12 protein-coding genes and 2 pseudogenes are annotated in these 16,502 nt (G+C 43.0%); 7 read left to right on the top strand and 7 right to left on the bottom strand.

The genetic code is table 11. From position 1 onward, the window contains the following. Nucleotides 1–35: 35 nt before the first annotated feature. Genes B2W49_RS03505 through cysM form a run of 4 tightly spaced genes read right to left on the bottom strand, consistent with a single transcriptional unit; the run spans nucleotide 36 to nucleotide 5,613 of the window. On the bottom strand, nucleotides 36–2,342 hold the full coding sequence (locus B2W49_RS03505; RefSeq protein WP_291334367.1) for a RelA/SpoT family protein: 2,307 nt from the start codon (nucleotides 2,340–2,342) through the stop codon (nucleotides 36–38). 29 nt (nucleotides 2,343–2,371) lie between these two features. Continuing rightward, nucleotides 2,372–3,763: a 23S rRNA (uracil(1939)-C(5))-methyltransferase RlmD gene (gene rlmD, locus B2W49_RS03500; protein ID WP_291334366.1), complete on the bottom strand. Its 1,392-nt coding sequence runs from the start codon at nucleotides 3,761–3,763 to the stop codon at nucleotides 2,372–2,374. Between the two features lie 6 nt (nucleotides 3,764–3,769). Continuing rightward, complete coding sequence (locus B2W49_RS03495; protein ID WP_291334365.1) at nucleotides 3,770–4,645, bottom strand: 3'-5' exonuclease; 876 nt, start codon at nucleotides 4,643–4,645, stop codon at nucleotides 3,770–3,772. 35 nt (nucleotides 4,646–4,680) lie between these two features. After that, nucleotides 4,681–5,613 (bottom strand): cysteine synthase CysM, encoded by a 933-nt coding sequence (gene cysM, locus B2W49_RS03490; protein ID WP_291334364.1) that lies wholly within the window; start codon nucleotides 5,611–5,613, stop codon nucleotides 4,681–4,683. A 302-nt stretch (nucleotides 5,614–5,915) separates the two neighbouring features. Between cysM and B2W49_RS03485 the strand changes: the two genes are divergently transcribed. From B2W49_RS03485 to rsfS, 5 genes are all read left to right on the top strand, one after another. After that, nucleotides 5,916–8,735, top strand: coding sequence for a GacS-like sensor histidine kinase (locus B2W49_RS03485; RefSeq protein ID WP_291334363.1), 2,820 nt, complete (start codon nucleotides 5,916–5,918; stop codon nucleotides 8,733–8,735). Nucleotides 8,736–8,927: 192 nt separating this feature from the next. Further along, a complete protein-coding gene (locus B2W49_RS03480) occupies nucleotides 8,928–9,713 on the top strand; it encodes a crotonase/enoyl-CoA hydratase family protein (protein ID WP_291334362.1) in 786 nt (261 codons plus the stop codon). Nucleotides 9,714–9,803: 90 nt separating this feature from the next. Further along, nucleotides 9,804–10,670 carry an NAD(P)-dependent oxidoreductase gene (locus tag B2W49_RS03475; RefSeq protein WP_291334361.1) on the top strand — a complete coding sequence of 289 codons (867 nt, stop codon included), beginning with the start codon at nucleotides 9,804–9,806 and terminating at the stop codon, nucleotides 10,668–10,670. Between the two features lie 45 nt (nucleotides 10,671–10,715). Then, nucleotides 10,716–11,501, top strand: coding sequence for a hydroxypyruvate isomerase family protein (locus B2W49_RS03470; protein WP_291334360.1), 786 nt, complete (start codon nucleotides 10,716–10,718; stop codon nucleotides 11,499–11,501). 84 nt (nucleotides 11,502–11,585) lie between these two features. After that, nucleotides 11,586–11,987: a ribosome silencing factor gene (gene rsfS / locus B2W49_RS03465; protein WP_291334359.1), complete on the top strand. Its 402-nt coding sequence runs from the start codon at nucleotides 11,586–11,588 to the stop codon at nucleotides 11,985–11,987. A gap of 210 nt (nucleotides 11,988–12,197) precedes the next feature. On the opposite strand, the gene B2W49_RS03460 is transcribed toward rsfS, so the two are convergent. Genes B2W49_RS03460 through B2W49_RS03450 form a run of 3 tightly spaced genes read right to left on the bottom strand, consistent with a single transcriptional unit; the run spans nucleotide 12,198 to nucleotide 15,109 of the window. Next, complete coding sequence (locus B2W49_RS03460; protein WP_291334358.1) at nucleotides 12,198–13,643, bottom strand: NAD(P)(+) transhydrogenase (Re/Si-specific) subunit beta; 1,446 nt, start codon at nucleotides 13,641–13,643, stop codon at nucleotides 12,198–12,200. A 3-nt stretch (nucleotides 13,644–13,646) separates the two neighbouring features. After that, nucleotides 13,647–13,970 (bottom strand): proton-translocating transhydrogenase family protein, encoded by a 324-nt coding sequence (locus tag B2W49_RS03455; RefSeq protein WP_004974924.1) that lies wholly within the window; start codon nucleotides 13,968–13,970, stop codon nucleotides 13,647–13,649. Between the two features lie 11 nt (nucleotides 13,971–13,981). Beyond that, nucleotides 13,982–15,109 carry a Re/Si-specific NAD(P)(+) transhydrogenase subunit alpha gene (locus B2W49_RS03450; protein WP_004974923.1) on the bottom strand — a complete coding sequence of 376 codons (1,128 nt, stop codon included), beginning with the start codon at nucleotides 15,107–15,109 and terminating at the stop codon, nucleotides 13,982–13,984. A gap of 879 nt (nucleotides 15,110–15,988) precedes the next feature. Between B2W49_RS03450 and B2W49_RS03445 the strand changes: the two are divergent. Continuing rightward, a pseudogene (locus B2W49_RS03445) lies at nucleotides 15,989–16,336 on the top strand (EamA family transporter); the annotation flags it as partial. Then, nucleotides 16,336–16,416, top strand: a pseudogene (locus tag B2W49_RS03440) (IS1 family transposase); the annotation flags it as partial. The pseudogenes B2W49_RS03445 and B2W49_RS03440, both read left to right, overlap by 1 nt. Nucleotides 16,417–16,502: the final 86 nt, after the last annotated feature.

The following is a 16,502-nucleotide window of genomic DNA, read 5'->3' as shown; positions in this document are numbered from 1 at the left end:
CAGCACAATGCTGGTTTTTTTAGAAGCGATTTTGATTAACTACCCTGCACCAAACGGCGTGCACTGATAATACCTGGTTGCTGCTCCAAACGCGCCAACAAACGAGAAAGTTGCGCCAAGCCTTTGACCTCAATTAACAGTTTCATGTTGGCAATTCCATCATTCTCAGAAATGGTATTCACCTGACGAATGTTAATTTGGTCAGCAAAAATCACTTGGGTTAAGTCTTTGAGCAAACCGCGGCGGTCGTAGGCTTCCACCACAATCTGCACGCTTTGACCACGGGTGGGCTGCATTTCCCAGTCAGCTTCGACTGCACGTTCAGGCTCATTACCAATCATGCGCACATAGTCTGAACACGCTAATTTATGAATACTCACACCACGATTCAGAGTGATATACCCCGCAATCGCCTCACCATGCACTGGCTGACAGCATTGTGCGATATGCAGTTCAACGTTATCCAAACCATCAATCAAAATACCATGTGCCGATAAGGTATGGCTGGCACGTGGATTCAAAGTCGGCTTCAACACCAGCTCAGGTTCATCCTGATCTAAGTGCATGTGACGATTGACCTGATTAATTAAGGCATGCAAGCTAATATCACTATTGACCAGACCAATCAGAATGTCTTCACCTGTTTTGACGTTAAAGTGATTGCAATAATCATTTAAATCAATACTTTTTGGATGAATCGCCAAACGTGACAATTCTTTGTTGAGTACTTCACGCCCAACTTCGAGATTTTTACTGCGGTCTTGCTGTCTAAACCAATGACGCAGTTTATCACGCGCACGTGCCGTTTTAATATAACCTAAAGAGTTCACCAACCAATCACGGTTCGGTTCACGGTCTTTTTTGGTCAAAATCTCGACTTGCTCCCCTGTTTTTAAGCTGTAGGTGAGCGGTACATAGCGCTGATTGACCCGTGCAGCATAACATTTGTTACCCACTTCGGTATGCACATGATAGGCAAAGTCCAGCACTGTTGAGCCACGTGGTAACTCTTTAATATCACCATCACGGCTGAACACATAAATTTTTTCAAAATCTTCAAACTCTTGGATTTGTTCAAAGTTTTCAGAATCATCATCTTCTTTATGTGCGCTAGCATCGTTACGTTCCTGATAATGCTCCAAAACAGAACGTAACGAATGCAAACGATGATTGAAAGAATGGTCTGTGGCTTTAGAACCTTCTTTATAATTAAAATGTGAACATACCCCAAGCTCGGCTTCTTGGTGCATATCCAAAGTACGAATTTGCACTTCAAGCGACTTGTTTTCTGCAATCACTGCAGTATGCAATGAGCGATAACCATTGGCTTTTGGATTGGTAATGTAATCATCAAACTGGTGCGGAATATGCCGCCACAATTGGTGTACGATGCCCAAAGAGTGATAGCACTCTGGAATGGTTTTCACCAAAACACGTACAGCACGAATGTCATAGAGTTGGTCGAAGCTGAGATTTTTACTCTTCATTTTTCGATAAATCGAATAAATGTGTTTCACCCGTCCACTAATTTCGGCGTGAATACCGTTATTGCCTAGCTCTGTACGCAATTGCTCAATTACGTTTTGAATGTAGTTTTCACGTTCTAAACGCTTTTCATTCAGTAAAGTTGCAATTTCTTTATAACGGTCTGGTGCCAAATAACGGAATGCTAAATCTTCGAGTTCCCATTTCAGTTGGGCAATCCCTAAACGGTGTGCCAATGGCGAGTAAATCGTTAAAATTTCTCGGGCCACACGTTCCTGACGTTCTTTGGAAGCAGTTGCCAACTCACGTAATGAATAGGTACGTTCTGCCAGTTTAATCAGTACCACGCGCACATCTTCCGTCATGGAAATCAGCATTTTATAAATGCCTGTTAAATGTTCACGCTGGTTATTATTAAAGTGGTCTTCTAAACGCTTATTTTTCTCAATCAGTTCAGACAACTTACCCATCGACAAGGTGCCTTTGATCAAGCCATAAACTGCTTCACCAAATTTTTCACGTACTTCATCTAACTTTAGGACATTTTCACGCACGCTACGATAGAGCACCGCCGCAGACAAAGTGTCTTCGTCAACATGCAAGTGCGCTAAGATATTTGCCATCTCAATACCTGTATACAGGGTATGCGATGGATGACTAACATCTGTTTCCAGCTCTTTTTTCAGGGTATAACTGGCAACGCGTTCTAATTGTTCAAGTGCCGCCCCATCGTAAATCCCACGAACTCGGTCTAGCCATTCTGCTAAATCCTGTCGGGCTTGCTCGGCATGTTCTACAGTCGTTTCCTCAGACAGTTCATTTAAACGTCCAGGAAGTTGTTCACGTACTGTGACCATACCCTTCTCCTACCTCTATGTACTTCATATTATAAATCGTTTATTTGCTTTTCTTTCTCAAACAAGGCAATGGATTCGACATGTCCCGTATGTGGGAACATATCCATTACGCCTGCTTTTTTCAATTGATAACCCTGCCTGACCAATACACCAGCATCCCTTGCGAGTGTAGCTGGATTACAAGACACATAAACGATTCTATCTGCGCCAAATTTGGGCACATAATACATCACTTCCTCTGCGCCTGAACGCGGAGGATCAATTAATAATGCCTCAAATCCTTGATTTGCCCAAGAATGATGCGAAAAATCTTTTGTTAAATCTTGTGAATAAAACTTAACATTGTCCAAATCATTGGATTGCGCATTCTCTTGACCACGCTGCACCATTTGCTCTGAACCCTCTACAGCAACCACCTTTCCTGTTGCACCTACACAACGCGCAAGCGGCAAGGAAAAGTTGCCTAATCCACAAAACAGATCAAGCACCCGATCACCTGATTTCAAATTAAGCAAATCACATGCCAGCTTAACCATCTGTGGATTAATTGTAGAGTTGACTTGGGTAAAGTCTTGCGGATGAAAGCTAAAATTCACATCAAAATCATCTAAACGATAATGTAAACGCATTGCTGCATGTGGATCATCTACCCGATGCAAACTGTCTGGACCTTCAGGCTGCAAATACAATTGCCAGTGTTTCTGTAACGCAAACTGTTGTAACTGGTTGATATCGGCTACAGATAGTTGTTCTGTATGCCGCACCACCAAAGCAATCTCTTGATCTCCCATTGCCAATTCTATATGACCAATATGGGCTTTGCCTGTTAGACTTTGGAATAGCTGCTTGATTCGTGTTAACGAACCAAAAGCCTGATCCAACACCATACAACGGTCAATTGGGGTCAGTTTATTGCTATTGCGCTCGCGAAAACCGACCACCAATTTATCTTGACTGGCGATATAGCGCACCCCAACACGGGCTTTACGGCGATAATCTTTACGCTGTGAACGCAAAGGTGCTAACCATTCTTTAGGCTGAATTTGTGCAAAATGTTGCAGATGCGACTGCAATACCTGTTGTTTGAGATGAATCTGCTCATCCCACTGAATATGTTGCATACTGCAACCACCGCAACGCTGATAATGGGGACACGGCGGCGTGACCCGTAATAGCGAAGGCTCGCTCAGCACTTCCAGACACTCAGCTTCTTCTAAGCGTTTGTTACTATGCGTAATTTTGGCGCGTACCGTTTCACCAGGCAATGCGCCCTCAATAAAAACTGTTTTCCCTTCCTTCTCGTCTGGATGACCCGACTGAGCTGTATAGTGTGCAATCCCGCGCCCTTCATGTGACAACGATTCCACCTGAAAGCAATACTCAGCCTGCTGCGTGGTACGGTTTTTACTGCGATGCTTCATATCAGTCTAAATATCGGATGATGAGGGAGATTGAAAAGGCTTCACGGATTCATTTGAAGGCGTGGTGACACTTTTTTCAGGAAAATCTGTACAGGTAAATTCAGTTTGCTGCGAACTGTGCTGCCACACGCTTAAAAAATCTGTATGCTGCGGCTGGGTATGCAAATATTGAATGGTGTGCTGTACCCATAAAGTATGATCTTCAAGCAGTAATTGACCTTTGAGCAGCAGCCAACGCAGGTAAATGAGCCAAGTATTTAAGACATCGCCTTCACAATAACGCGTCAGTCTCGACCATTCACCGCTTTGCATAAATGCAGGAACATGATAGCCCGCATCTACACGCTTACCCGGAAAACCTAGCAAATACGCAATGTCATCCAACTTTTGGAAATGACGACCATTGAACATGGCCATCACATCCATTAAATCGACATGACGCTGATGGTAACGATTTTGATAATTGTTATAGCGTTTTTGCTGATCAATCTCGCCCTGATCAAATAAACTTGGCGCAGACAACCCGTGATACATGGCACGGAATAAAATCACTGGCAAATCAAACTGCGACCCGTTCCAACTGACCAAAGTCGGATGACGCTTATCAAAAATAGACAAAAACTTTTTCAGCATTGTTGCTTCGCTGTCGTGTTCACGGCTAAAGGAAAACAGCTTCATGCCGTGTTCATCAATCCACAAGCCTGAAATACACACAATTTCGTGCAAGGGCAAACGCTGAAAATCGGTTCCAGCTTCTTGGCGACGCAGTTTCATCAACGCCTGTTCAAGTTCAGCCTCAGGCAAATCCAGCTGATATAAATGCGCGCCTGACTTCAAATCGGTAACGGTTTCTATATCGAAAATCAGCACAGGTAAACGCATAAATTCTTACTCAATGGGTGATAGAAATATGGATATCACGATTCAGTATCTTGAACAGAGAATAAACCTGTCGATAAATAACGATCTCCACGGTCACAGACAATACAAACAATGACTGCGTCTGGATTTTCTTCGGCAATTTTTAAAGCAGCCCAAACCGCCCCACCCGATGATGTGCCTGCACTGATACCTTCTTTTTGCGCCAATTTACGCATGGTTTTTTCCGCTTCAATTTGCGGAATATCAATAATACGGTCAACACGGCTACGGTCAAAAATGGTGGGTAAATACGCTTCAGGCCAACGGCGAATCCCTGCAATACTTGAACCATCTGAAGGTTGTAAACCAATAATTTGAATCTCTGGGTTTTGTTCTTTTAAGTATTTAGACACGCCCATAATGGTGCCTGTTGTACCCATAGAGCTAACAAAGTGGGTAATTTTACCGCCCGTTTGCTGCCAAATTTCAGGTCCTGTGGTCAGGTAATGTGCTTCAACATTATCTGGATTCCCAAATTGGTTTAGCACCAAGCCTTTGCCTTCGCGCTGCATTTGCAAAGCTAAATCACGTGCGCCTTCCATACCTTGTGCTTTGGTTACTTCAATCAACTCTGCACCATAGGCACGCATGGCATCTTTACGCTCTTGGCTCATATTGTCAGGCATGATCAGCTGCATTTTATAGCCGCGCATGGCTGCTACCATCGCCAAAGCAATGCCCGTATTACCACTCGTTGCTTCAATTAAAGTATCGCCCGGTTGAATTTCACCGCGTTTTTCTGCCTGCATAATCATGTTATAGGCAGGACGATCTTTAACAGAACCCGCAGGGTTATTGCCTTCCAGTTTTGCTAAAACCGTTGCCTGCGTATGACTTGCCAAACGCTGCAAACGCACTAATGGGGTTTTGCCCACATAATGATCTAACAAAAATTCATCACTTTGGAAATCTGGTTGGGTATCACGCATGCTTTGCACCAATATCAAGGTGGGCTTATTGTATGAAAATTTGCACCTTCCTGCACGTTTTTCGCAGGCTTTTTATCAAAACAGCACTAGTCTGCCGACAATTTATGCATCACTCACCGCCTGCACAATTCTAAGCAAGATGAACACAGTTTCAGATTGTCTTTTGCGGGATGAATGCAAAAAAATACACACAGATTAATTGCAAGATAAAGCTGCACCGTACACGTCTAACAGATGAAAACACAGTCAGTAGAAATAAAGCGTGCTAAACTGCCAAACATAGGGATTAAACTGCGTTAACCATGTCAAATATCAATAAAAAGTTATTTAAGCGCTTACATTTAAATCATGCTTATGGACAGCTGATTGCACTTATTTTTGTGCCAATTATGGTTTTGGCATGCGTCGGCACGATGTTGGTTTTATCTGAAACCTCGAATGCCGCAAAAGCACAACAGCGGCAAATGGCGATTGCGATTTTAACTCGATTTGAATTACCGTCTGAAGCAGCCCTAGATCAATTGTCTAGCTTCCCATGGAAGTACGAAGAAGCACGTTCTTATATGCAAAATATGATGAACGAAAAGCACTTGATTCGTACTGCACTGATTGATGCTTCAGGTACACGCCGTTTAAGCATGGGTTTTCAAGACCAAGCTGAATGGCCCAAGTTCCCTAAAAATGCCGAATTTTTTGGCCCAATCCTGTATAAAAATAATCATGTGTATGGCATGCAAATTCAGCAAGACGTCAATCGACCTGCATGGTTGCTGATTGAACTAGACAATCAACCGCTACAAATTGCCCGTTATCGGGTCATGATTGTATTAATTGCCACAGGCTTGCTGACCCTATTGTTGTTATTGCTGTGTCTGAATTTCTATTCTCGACGCTGGATTGCACCTATGTATGAAATCCGCATGCAGCTACAACGCCTGAATGCCGATACGCTCGATCAACACATGGTCATTAACAGTACTGGCGAATTACGCTTATTGCAGCGTGATATTGCCAATGTGGTAAAACGCCTGCATTTCAGCTTTCTTGAACTCAAAGAACACACCGAACAAACTGAAGATGACTTGCGTCGCACCCTCGATACTTTGGAAGTGCAGAACATTACTTATCGTCAGGCACGTGACCAAGCGATTTCTGCCAATCAGTCTAAATCGGTATTTTTAGCCAACATCAGTCACGAACTCAGAACACCGCTGAACAGTATTGATGGCTTTATTCACCTGTTATTGCGTCAGGAAAACCTAAGCAATGAGCAGAATTTGTATTTACAAACTATTCGTAAATCATCGGCGCATCTTTTAGCACTCATTAATGACGTGTTGGATTTTTCCAAAATTGATGCAGGCAAACTGGAACTGGATACCGCACCCTTTGATTTAGAAGAAGCCATTTTTGATGTGATGGATATGCTCTCACCTTTGGCTGCGCAAAAACACATCAACATGGCCTTTTATTTTGCCGATAACGTGCCGCAATATGTGCTGGGCGATGCTTTACGTTTCAAGCAAATTTTAACCAATTTAATTTCCAATGCGATTAAATTCACCCCCGATGGTGAAATTATTGTACGGGCGCGGGTAGAACATGATGATATTGGACAATGCCTCATCCACTTTAGCGTCCAAGACAGCGGCATTGGTTTAAGCGGCACAGACCGTAAAAAACTGTTTGAGTCGTTCTCTCAAGGTGATACTTCGGTCACGCGTCAATTTGGTGGTACAGGCTTAGGCTTGGCTATTTCTAAACAGTTGGTGCATTTGATGCAAGGTCAAATTGGCTTTGAAGACAATCAGGAACGCGCCCCAACCGAAAAAGGCTCGACCTTCTGGTTTACTGCCATGTTTGCAGTAGATGAAGCGCATGCTCAGCAACATCCAAGCTTCAAAGAGATTCAAGTGGTATCCTATTTAGCACACCCTGCCACAGCAAATGTCTTGCGTCATTATCTTGAAAATTATGCTGTGCAACATATTGAAGCCGCTTCAATTTTAGACTTATTTAGCCGCTTAAAAGATGTATCTAGCCTACAAGACAACACTTGGTTGATTGTTGATCATAGTGGCGACACCGAAGCTTTATTAAAAGAAATCCGTACCCGTTATCAAGGCAATTTGGCGGTGTATGGCTATCAAATGGCGCTAGATCCAAGCCTGTTAAATGAATATCGTGCGCGCGCTTTATATCAACCGCTCAGTCGTTCAGCCTTAATTGAATTACTCAGGAATGAAAATAGTTTTGATGAACAGGATTCTGCATCATTTGATGGTAAAGGCCTGCACGTTTTAGCGGTGGATGACCATCTACCAAACCTGATTGTACTCGAAGCCTTGTTGGGTGAACTGAATGTGACCACCACCAAAGCGCAAAGCGGTCAGGAAGCTTTAGGGATTTTGCAGCAGCGTATTGAACAGGGACAGCAACCATTTGACCTGATCTTTATGGATATTCAAATGCCTGTGATGTCAGGGGTAGATACCACTCGTGCGATTCGTTCTTTAGAATCGACTTTGGAAAATCACAAACGCTTGCCTATTATTGCCCTCACCGCGCATGCACTTGCCGATGAGAAGCAAAAATTACTCAAAGTCGGTATGGATGACTACGTCACCAAACCGATTCAGATTGAACAAATCATCCAGATTTTAACTCATTGGACGACACAAAGTTTTAATAAACTACCCGCAGTCGAAAAAGCCATTGTAATTGAAGCATTAGATCCACAGGTGTTGGATTGGCAACAAAGCCTGATGCTAGCTGCCAACAAAGAAGACCTTGCAGTGGATTTACTAAAAATGTTGGTAGATAGCTTTGCCACAGAATTACATGAAATAGAGCAGCTGATTGAACTGGAAGATTTCCCGCAACTCGAACATGTGTTGCATCGTCTGTATGGCGCAACCCGCTATGTTGGCACACCAAACCTGCAAGAAGCGACAGGCTCATTTGAACAGTTTGTATCGACCTTGCGCAAGGAACGTCGCAAAGCCGATGATCTGTTTGTACAAGAGGTCTTAAATCGTTATCAGGAATTACAAACCTGTATACAGCAAGTTGAACATGCAGCAGAACATATTTTTGCGCAACATACAGCAACCAGCTCATAGTGAATAAAGTAGGATGAATAGCATTTCCTCCAAGTAAAAATAGCGTTTTTAAATACAAGTTTCACAAAGTGCAACACATGATTTTTAGGAATCGTTTCAGGCAGAGCCCACCGTTTTGGCCGTGACTCTGCTGTCATTTATCTTGGGTCTGTGCATGCTATGCTTTGCTGAGTAAAAACAAGAGCTCACATCATGACTTTACTTCGAATCGAAAAAAATAATGGCATCGCCATAGTTTCCCTGAACCGCCCAGACAAACGCAATGCCATGAGTTTTGCCCTACTCAAAGAATTGGTGCGCACTGCAGAAAAGCTTAAAAAAGACCGCAGCTTACGTTGTGTGATTTTAACAGGCGAAGCAAACGTATTTAGTGCAGGCATTGATTTAGCCGACCTCAACAATCCTCAAAATCGTGCTTTTGCAGCGTGGGAACTGATTAAACCAGGACAAAGCCTATTCCAAAAAGCATTTTTGGTTTGGCAGGAGTTACCTGTACCTGTCATTGCAGCAATGCAAGGTTATTGTTTTGGCGCAGGCATGCAACTGGCGTTGGCTGCCGACATTCGTATTGCGCATCCTGACACACAAATGTCGATCATGGAAAGCCGCTGGGGCTTAGTGCCAGACATGGGACTCAGCCGCTCTTTAAAAGGTTTAATTGGTTTAGACCTTGCCAAAGAATTAACCCTCACCGCACGTATTTTTGATGCGAACTATGCTAAAGAAATTGGTTTAGTGACACATCTTGCCGAGAACCCATTACAAAAAGCACAAGTGCTTGCCGAAGAAATTGCACAGCGCTCCCCAGATGCATTGGCTGCAGCTAAACAAGTGCTGGATGCCATGGAACATTCTCCAAATAAATCTTTACGTTTAGAAAAAATTTGGCAATTAAAATTATTGCTAGGTAAAAATAGCCAACTGGCACGTAAAAAGGACAAGAATCCTGAAGTGACCTTTGCACCGCGTCAGTTTTAATGCAGTTCAGACACAACAGACTTTGACCAAAGGCTAAATTGACATTTCAAGCCAGACTTGTACTGTAGGCAAAAATGGAGAATCAGCGCTATGCATTTTGATCGTGACACAAAAATCGCTTTTTTAGGTATGGGACTTATGGGGACACGCATGGCAACCCGCTTAGTTCAGGCAGGTTTTGAGGTCGCGGTGTGGAATCGTAGCTCGGCGGCTTGCGAACCTGTGCTCAGTCTAGGGGCAAAGCCGCTGCAATTGAGCGAGATCGGGCAATATCCAGTAATATTGAGTTGCCTTGCCGATGATCATGCTGTCCAAGCCGTATTTGATCAAATCGAGCCATTTTTGACTGCTCAACAAGTCATTGTCGATTTTTCCAGTTTGTCTGTAAATCAAACCGAAAAGCTAGCGCAGCAAGCCAATCTCAAACAGGTCACATGGATTGACTCGCCTGTTTCAGGAGGTACAGCAGGAGCTGAACAAGGCAGTTTGGTGATTTTTGCAGGGGGAGATGCAAACACCATCGAAAAATTAAGCCCGATTTATGATGTGCTGTCACAACGTGTGACTCGTATGGGCGAAACAGGCACAGGACAAGCCACTAAAATCTGCAACCAACTGATTGTTGCTGCCAATAGCACCCTGATTGCCGAAGCCGTTGCCCTAGCTGGACAGGCAGGCGTAGATACTCGTTTACTTGCACCTGCTTTGGCGGGTGGTTTTGCCGACTCAAAACCGTTTCAGATTTTAACGCCACGCATGGCAACCCACAGTTTTGAGCCTGTGCAATGGAAAGTCCAAACCCTATCTAAAGATTTAAACAATGCCTTACAACTGGCAGCGCAATTTCAGTTACAGATTCCTGTGGCAGAAAAAGCCTTTTCGCAACTTCAAGCCCATCAAGCCAAGGGTTTTGCAGAAGCAGATTTAGCCACGATTATCCATCAAATCGAAGCTTAATCGGTTTGATTCCTGATCCACCCTTTGCTTGCAAGGAGCATCTGCATGTCTAAACTGGCGGTTAATCTGTCAATGATTTTTACCGAAGTGCCTTTAATCGAACGCTTTGCCCTTGCACGTGAACATGGTTTTCAGCATGTTGAAATTCAATTTCCCTATGAGCTGAGTATTGAGCAAATTCAAAGCCAACTCATACTCCATCAACTTAGCCTGTGCTTAATAAATGTCCCTGCAGGCGACCTCATGCAAGGCGGTAATGGTTTGGCGGGCGTACCCGGAAAAGAGATTGAATTTCATCACGCCCTAGAGTTAGCTATCCGTTATGCCACAGCGTTAAATATCCCTAGCGTCAATATTTTGGCAGGCAAACAACCTGTCGATGCCGATTTACTGCCTTGCTTAAACACGTTGGCAGAAAACCTAAAACTGGCCTGCTCGATGCTCACTCAACATCATATTCAGCCTGTATTTGAAATGATTAATGGCACCGACATGCCACGCTTTTTAGTACAAAATATTGCGCAAGCTCAAGAGATGCTAGAAGCAGTCAAACATCCTGCTCTTAAAATGCAATACGACTGTTATCACATGGCGATGGTGGGCGAAGATGTACTGAGTGCATTGCAAGAAAACATTCAGGATATTGGTCATATCCAATTTGCCGACAATCCAGGACGTCATGAACCCGAATCAGGCGAGTTAGACTATGCTGCTATTTTTAAATGGTTACAGCACAGTGCTTATTCAGGCTATATCGCTGCAGAATACCGCCCAAGTCTTGCGTCACATCAATCATTTGCATGGAAAGACAAATATTTTGCCTCGCCTTAAAATGGTTAAAATTAAACCGATTTGAAATTTCAAGCTAAAACAGCTATATTAGATGATGAATAATTTTAGGAAATTATACACCCCATGAATTTAGAACCATCGCCCGGCGCTTCTAATTCTCACGATCTTGCAATGAATACCCAAAAGCATGACGTACAAACTTGTCTTAAAGTTGTACATGAAGCTCTCCTTGATATAAAAGCCAAAGAAATTGTCGAACTTGATGTCAGCAGCATCAGCAATGTTTCAGATGCCATTGTGATTGCTAGCGGCACTTCAACTCGCCACGTAAAATCTATTGCCGATAATGTTGCCGAAGAAGCGCGCAAAGCAGGTTTCCGCCCAATTGGTATTGAAGGTGAACGTGATGCAGAATGGATCTTAGTCGATCTTGGTATGGTAGTGGTTCACATCATGCTACCAACAGCACGTAAATTCTACGATCTAGAAAGCTTATGGCGTACTACGCCTGAGTCTGTTGCTTAATACAACAGCTCCCTTGAGCAACCTTAGAGATACACAAAAAGCGACTTTCAAATAAGTCGCTTTTTTAATGCGGATATTTTGAAGTTTAGATCTCTAATCGTTTTTATATCGTATTAACCTACCCTAACCAAATTCCCTATCTCAATTGACCACTTTACAGCAGCCATAAAAAAACCGCCCGAAGGCGGTTTCATATCTAGAAACAGTGTCTTAGTGACCTGTACCGTTAATTGATTTAGTCATATCTTCCACAACTTTCTTAGCATCACCAAAGATCATCATGGTCTTGTCGTTATAGAACAAGTCGTTATCTAGACCCGCATAACCTGTCGCCATTGAACGCTTGATGACCATAATGGTACGTGCTTTATGCGCTTCAAGAATTGGCATGCCGTAAATTGGCGAGTTTGGATCATCTTTTGCCGCAGGGTTAACTACGTCATTTGCACCAATCACCAACACTACATCTGTTGCAGGGAAATCTGAGTTGATTTCGTCCATTTCCAAGATATCTTCATACGGTACATCAGCTTCTGCAAGCAATACGTTCATATGACCCGGCATACGACCTGCCACTGGGTGAATCGCAAAACGAACAGTTACACCTTGCTCTTTCAACAAGTTTGCCAATTCTTTGACCGCATTCTGTGCACGACCTTGCGCCATACCATAGCCTGGTACAATCACCACGCTGTCTGCATTTGACATCAAGAAGCCAGCATCGTCAGCAGAACCTGAACGGTAATTACGTTGCACTTGTGCACCCGCTGCTGCCGTTGGTGCAACTGCACCGCCCATCGCACCACCAAACAATACGTTGATGATAGAACGGTTCATGGCTTTACACATGATGTAAGACAGAATTGCACCTGAAGAACCCACCAATGAGCCCGCAACAATCAGCATGTTGTTTTCAAGCGTGAAACCAATACCTGCTGCCGCCCAACCTGAGAATGAGTTCAACAATGACACCACAACTGGCATGTCACCCCCACCCACTGGTGCAATCCATACCCAACCGAATGCCAATGCCAAACCTGTCATTGCCCAGAATGAAGTCATGTTGCCGCTCAGGAAGAAGTGAATCCCGAAACCTAGCATGGCAAGGAAAATTAACGCCTGAACAGGTTTTACCCATGCACCCGAAATGGTTTTGGCCCATTTCTTCGCTGCCAATTTACCGTATGCAAAAACCGATGCGGTAAAGGTAATCGCCCCCACGAAACAGCCTACAAACAATTCAAATAAATGAACCTTGCTCATTTCATGGAAAGTAATGCCATTTGCAGCCAACAAGTCTGGACCAAGTTCGATCAACTTGTTGTTATGAATAATCGCAGCAATCGCAATTAAAACAGCAGCCAAACCAACTAAAGAGTGCATTAACGCCACAGTTTCAGGCATCTGAGTCATTGGCACCGTACGTGCGCGGGCAATACCCACCACCGCACCTGCTGCCATAGCTGCCAAAATCATCCACACAACAGGATTGTCTGCCACAAAGAATGTCGTCAAAACTGCAATCGCCATTGCAATCATGCCGTAGCGGTTACCTGCAATCGCAGTTTTAGGACCTGACAAACCACGTAAAGTTAAGATAAAGAGTACAGCCCCGATTAAATAGAACCAGTCTGCATATTCACGAATAAATTCCATGCATTAGCCCTCTTTTTTCTTTGCTTTTGGTTTGAACATTTCCAGCATACGAGCAGTCACTGCAAAACCACCGAAAATATTGATGCTTGCCAAGAACACAGCAATCGCACCCAGTACACTCACCACATTAATGGTTTGGAAATCGACACTGCCTTCTACACCCATGATTGGTAGACCGACAGTTTGAATCATCGCACCTACAATAATGATTGAAGAAAGTGCATTGGTTACTGCCATTAATGGCGTATGTAACGCAGGTGTTACCCCCCACACCACGTAGTAACCTACGAAGATGGCAAGGACAAAAATCGTAATTGTTTCAACCATGAGAGTTCTCCTTAACCACGCTTTAACAGCACTTGACCGTTATGAGTGACTAGCAACGCTTTCTGAATTTCTTCTTCAGGATTCAATGCGAAGTTCTTGTCGTTATCAAATAATGTTTCAACAAAATTCAACACATTACGCGCATATAGTGCAGATGCTTCTGTCGATACAGTCGATGGAATATTTGGAATACCCAAAATTTTCACGCCATTGGCAGTCACTACAGTTTCACCGCATTGTGAACCTTCGACGTTACCGCCCGTTTCAACCGCCATATCTAAAATCACAGAACCTGGCTTCATTTTTGCCACGGTTTCCGCTTTGATTAAACGCGGTGCATCACGACCTGGCAATAACGCAGTAGTGATCACGATGTCCGCATTAGAAACTGCTTTATCGACAATCACCGCTTGGTCTTTAATGTATTGTTCACCAGGCATCCAGCCATAACCATTTTTGGCAGCATCGGCAGCTTTTTGTTGTTCTTCTTCAGACATTGGTACATCTAGCCACTTACCACCTAAAGATTCCACCTGATCTTTTGCCGTTGGACGCAAGTCAGTTGCTTCGACTACAGCACCTAAACGCTTCGCTGTTGCAATCGCTTGCAAACCAGCAACACCCACACCCATAATCACAACACGCGCAGGTTTTACAGTACCCGCTGCCGTCATTAACATCGGGAACATGCGTTGATATTCTGCTGCAGCCAATAACACAGATTTATAACCTGCCAAGTTGGCTTGTGATGACAACACATCCATATTTTGCGCACGCGACAAGGTACGTGGCAAAAGCTCTAAAGCAAATGCAGACACCTGAGCGGCAGCAAATTGGTCTAATTCAGTATTACGGTAAGGATCGAACATCGCCACCACAGTGCTGTTCGGTGCAAGTTTTTGAATTTCCTCACCCTTTGGGGCACGAACTTTCAAAATCATTTGGCTACCGCGATAAGCATCATCTGTCATGGTCGCGCCTACTTGTTCATAAGCGCTGTCGATATAAGCGGCCTTTACGCCTGCACCACGTTCAATGACTACGCTATGACCCGCGCTAATCAACTTCTTTACTGTTTCTGGCGTCGCAGCGACACGATTTTCACCGACAACAGTTTCGGTTGGAATTCCGATCTGCATGAGCGTTCCTCAAGCTAGTTTTTCTTAAGTCAACATCGTGGATAACGATGCTTTCCCCTCAGGATAAGTTTTGTTGAATTTTTGGATTCTAATGCAACAATTTTAAATTACCACCCAATATTTATTAAATAAATACCGATATTTTGAACTGATAATTCATAAAAATATTGTTGCGAGATATAATTGATAGGTTTTGCTTCTTGAATATAAGTCTAATTATTCAGCAAAACTCCGATTTGAAGTGTCTAAAAGAAAAAAAGCGATGCTTTGAGCTTGCAGTTGACCACATTTAAATGAATTAAGCATTGATCATTCTGACACGCATTTCACTTAAATGGGAAAATCCGACTTAACGCTAAAAGATTGCATATCTATACATTTAAGCGCTAAAAGCAAAAACTTAAACACCAAATTGACTTTTTTGACAATTTTTACACCGCACAACAAGGATCAATTTAGAAGTGTTTTGTGCATCTGAAAACCTTAGAAAAACCTACCTTTGCCTAATCATTAAAATCTAAAAGTGGCAGCAGCAAAACTTTTAAACCCTCTGTAAATTTATTCAGTGCATGTCTAAGTTGACCACTATTATTTTTTTAATTTTATTTAAACATCATTTTGTCTGATGATGGATTTTGTCTGTTTTGCAATATTTCCACCCAATTTGCACCATTATAGCGCACAATTGATTTATTCCACTTTTCACAAAATTTATGCCATCTCAAGCAGACCATTTGCATAAAATCAGCTATGCTTGCTCAAACACGGCACACAGTTTTATCCATGCAGTCGCATCTGTCTTATCTATCATACAACTTGCATTTGTGTGCGCGGCATGTATCACTTTTCTTGCATCCACCTTGCTCGACAGCATTTTTCATGATTAGACTTAACGCCACACAATCGGGCTCAATCTTTGCTTTATTTGCTGCCTTTTTGTTTAGCACCAAAGCCATTTTTATTAAACAGGCTTATGCGCTTTCCCCGCTGGTCGATGCAACTGTACTCATGGCTTTACGCATGGCAAGTGCCCTGCCTTTCTTCTTGCTGATTTGTTGGCTCAATCGCCATCACAGTCGCAACATATCTACACGCAATTGGGTGCTGCTGATTTTTGCAGGTTTGATGGGCTATTATTTTTCCAGCTGGTTGGATTTTTTAGGTCTGATGTTCATTAGTGCCTCATTAGAACGCATTATTCTGTTTTTATACCCAACCCTAGAGGTATGAAAATAACGCTACAAATCAAATGTCCTACCTGTCTAAGTAACAATATAAAGAGAAATGGCATTAAAGTAGATGGGAAAGGCTTTGTTGCATAAATATGTAAGCATCTGATTTAAATAGATTTAATTTTGGATCAAAAAATAATCAAAACTTTTAAAATCATATA

It is taken from the genome of Acinetobacter sp. UBA801 (assembly GCA_002296655.1).
Classification (GTDB): Bacteria; Pseudomonadota; Gammaproteobacteria; order Pseudomonadales; family Moraxellaceae; genus Acinetobacter.
This window is presented reverse-complemented; position numbering and strand designations above follow the sequence as displayed.

Excerpts from the sequence above, each read along its gene's own strand:
- B2W49_RS03505 (WP_291334367.1), bottom strand. The coding sequence starts at position 2,342 with ATGGTCACAGTACGTGAACAACTTCCTGGACGTTTAAATGAACTGTCT.
- rlmD (WP_291334366.1), bottom strand. The coding sequence starts at position 3,763 with ATGAAGCATCGCAGTAAAAACCGTACCACGCAGCAGGCTGAGTATTGC.
- B2W49_RS03495 (WP_291334365.1), bottom strand. The coding sequence starts at position 4,645 with ATGCGTTTACCTGTGCTGATTTTCGATATAGAAACCGTTACCGATTTG.
- cysM (WP_291334364.1), bottom strand. The coding sequence starts at position 5,613 with ATGCGTGATACCCAACCAGATTTCCAAAGTGATGAATTTTTGTTAGAT.
- B2W49_RS03485 (WP_291334363.1), top strand. The coding sequence starts at position 5,916 with ATGTCAAATATCAATAAAAAGTTATTTAAGCGCTTACATTTAAATCAT.
- B2W49_RS03480 (WP_291334362.1), top strand. The coding sequence starts at position 8,928 with ATGACTTTACTTCGAATCGAAAAAAATAATGGCATCGCCATAGTTTCC.
- B2W49_RS03475 (WP_291334361.1), top strand. The coding sequence starts at position 9,804 with ATGCATTTTGATCGTGACACAAAAATCGCTTTTTTAGGTATGGGACTT.
- B2W49_RS03470 (WP_291334360.1), top strand. The coding sequence starts at position 10,716 with ATGTCTAAACTGGCGGTTAATCTGTCAATGATTTTTACCGAAGTGCCT.
- rsfS (WP_291334359.1), top strand. The coding sequence starts at position 11,586 with ATGAATTTAGAACCATCGCCCGGCGCTTCTAATTCTCACGATCTTGCA.
- B2W49_RS03460 (WP_291334358.1), bottom strand. The coding sequence starts at position 13,643 with ATGGAATTTATTCGTGAATATGCAGACTGGTTCTATTTAATCGGGGCT.
- B2W49_RS03455 (WP_004974924.1), bottom strand. The coding sequence starts at position 13,970 with ATGGTTGAAACAATTACGATTTTTGTCCTTGCCATCTTCGTAGGTTAC.
- B2W49_RS03450 (WP_004974923.1), bottom strand. The coding sequence starts at position 15,109 with ATGCAGATCGGAATTCCAACCGAAACTGTTGTCGGTGAAAATCGTGTC.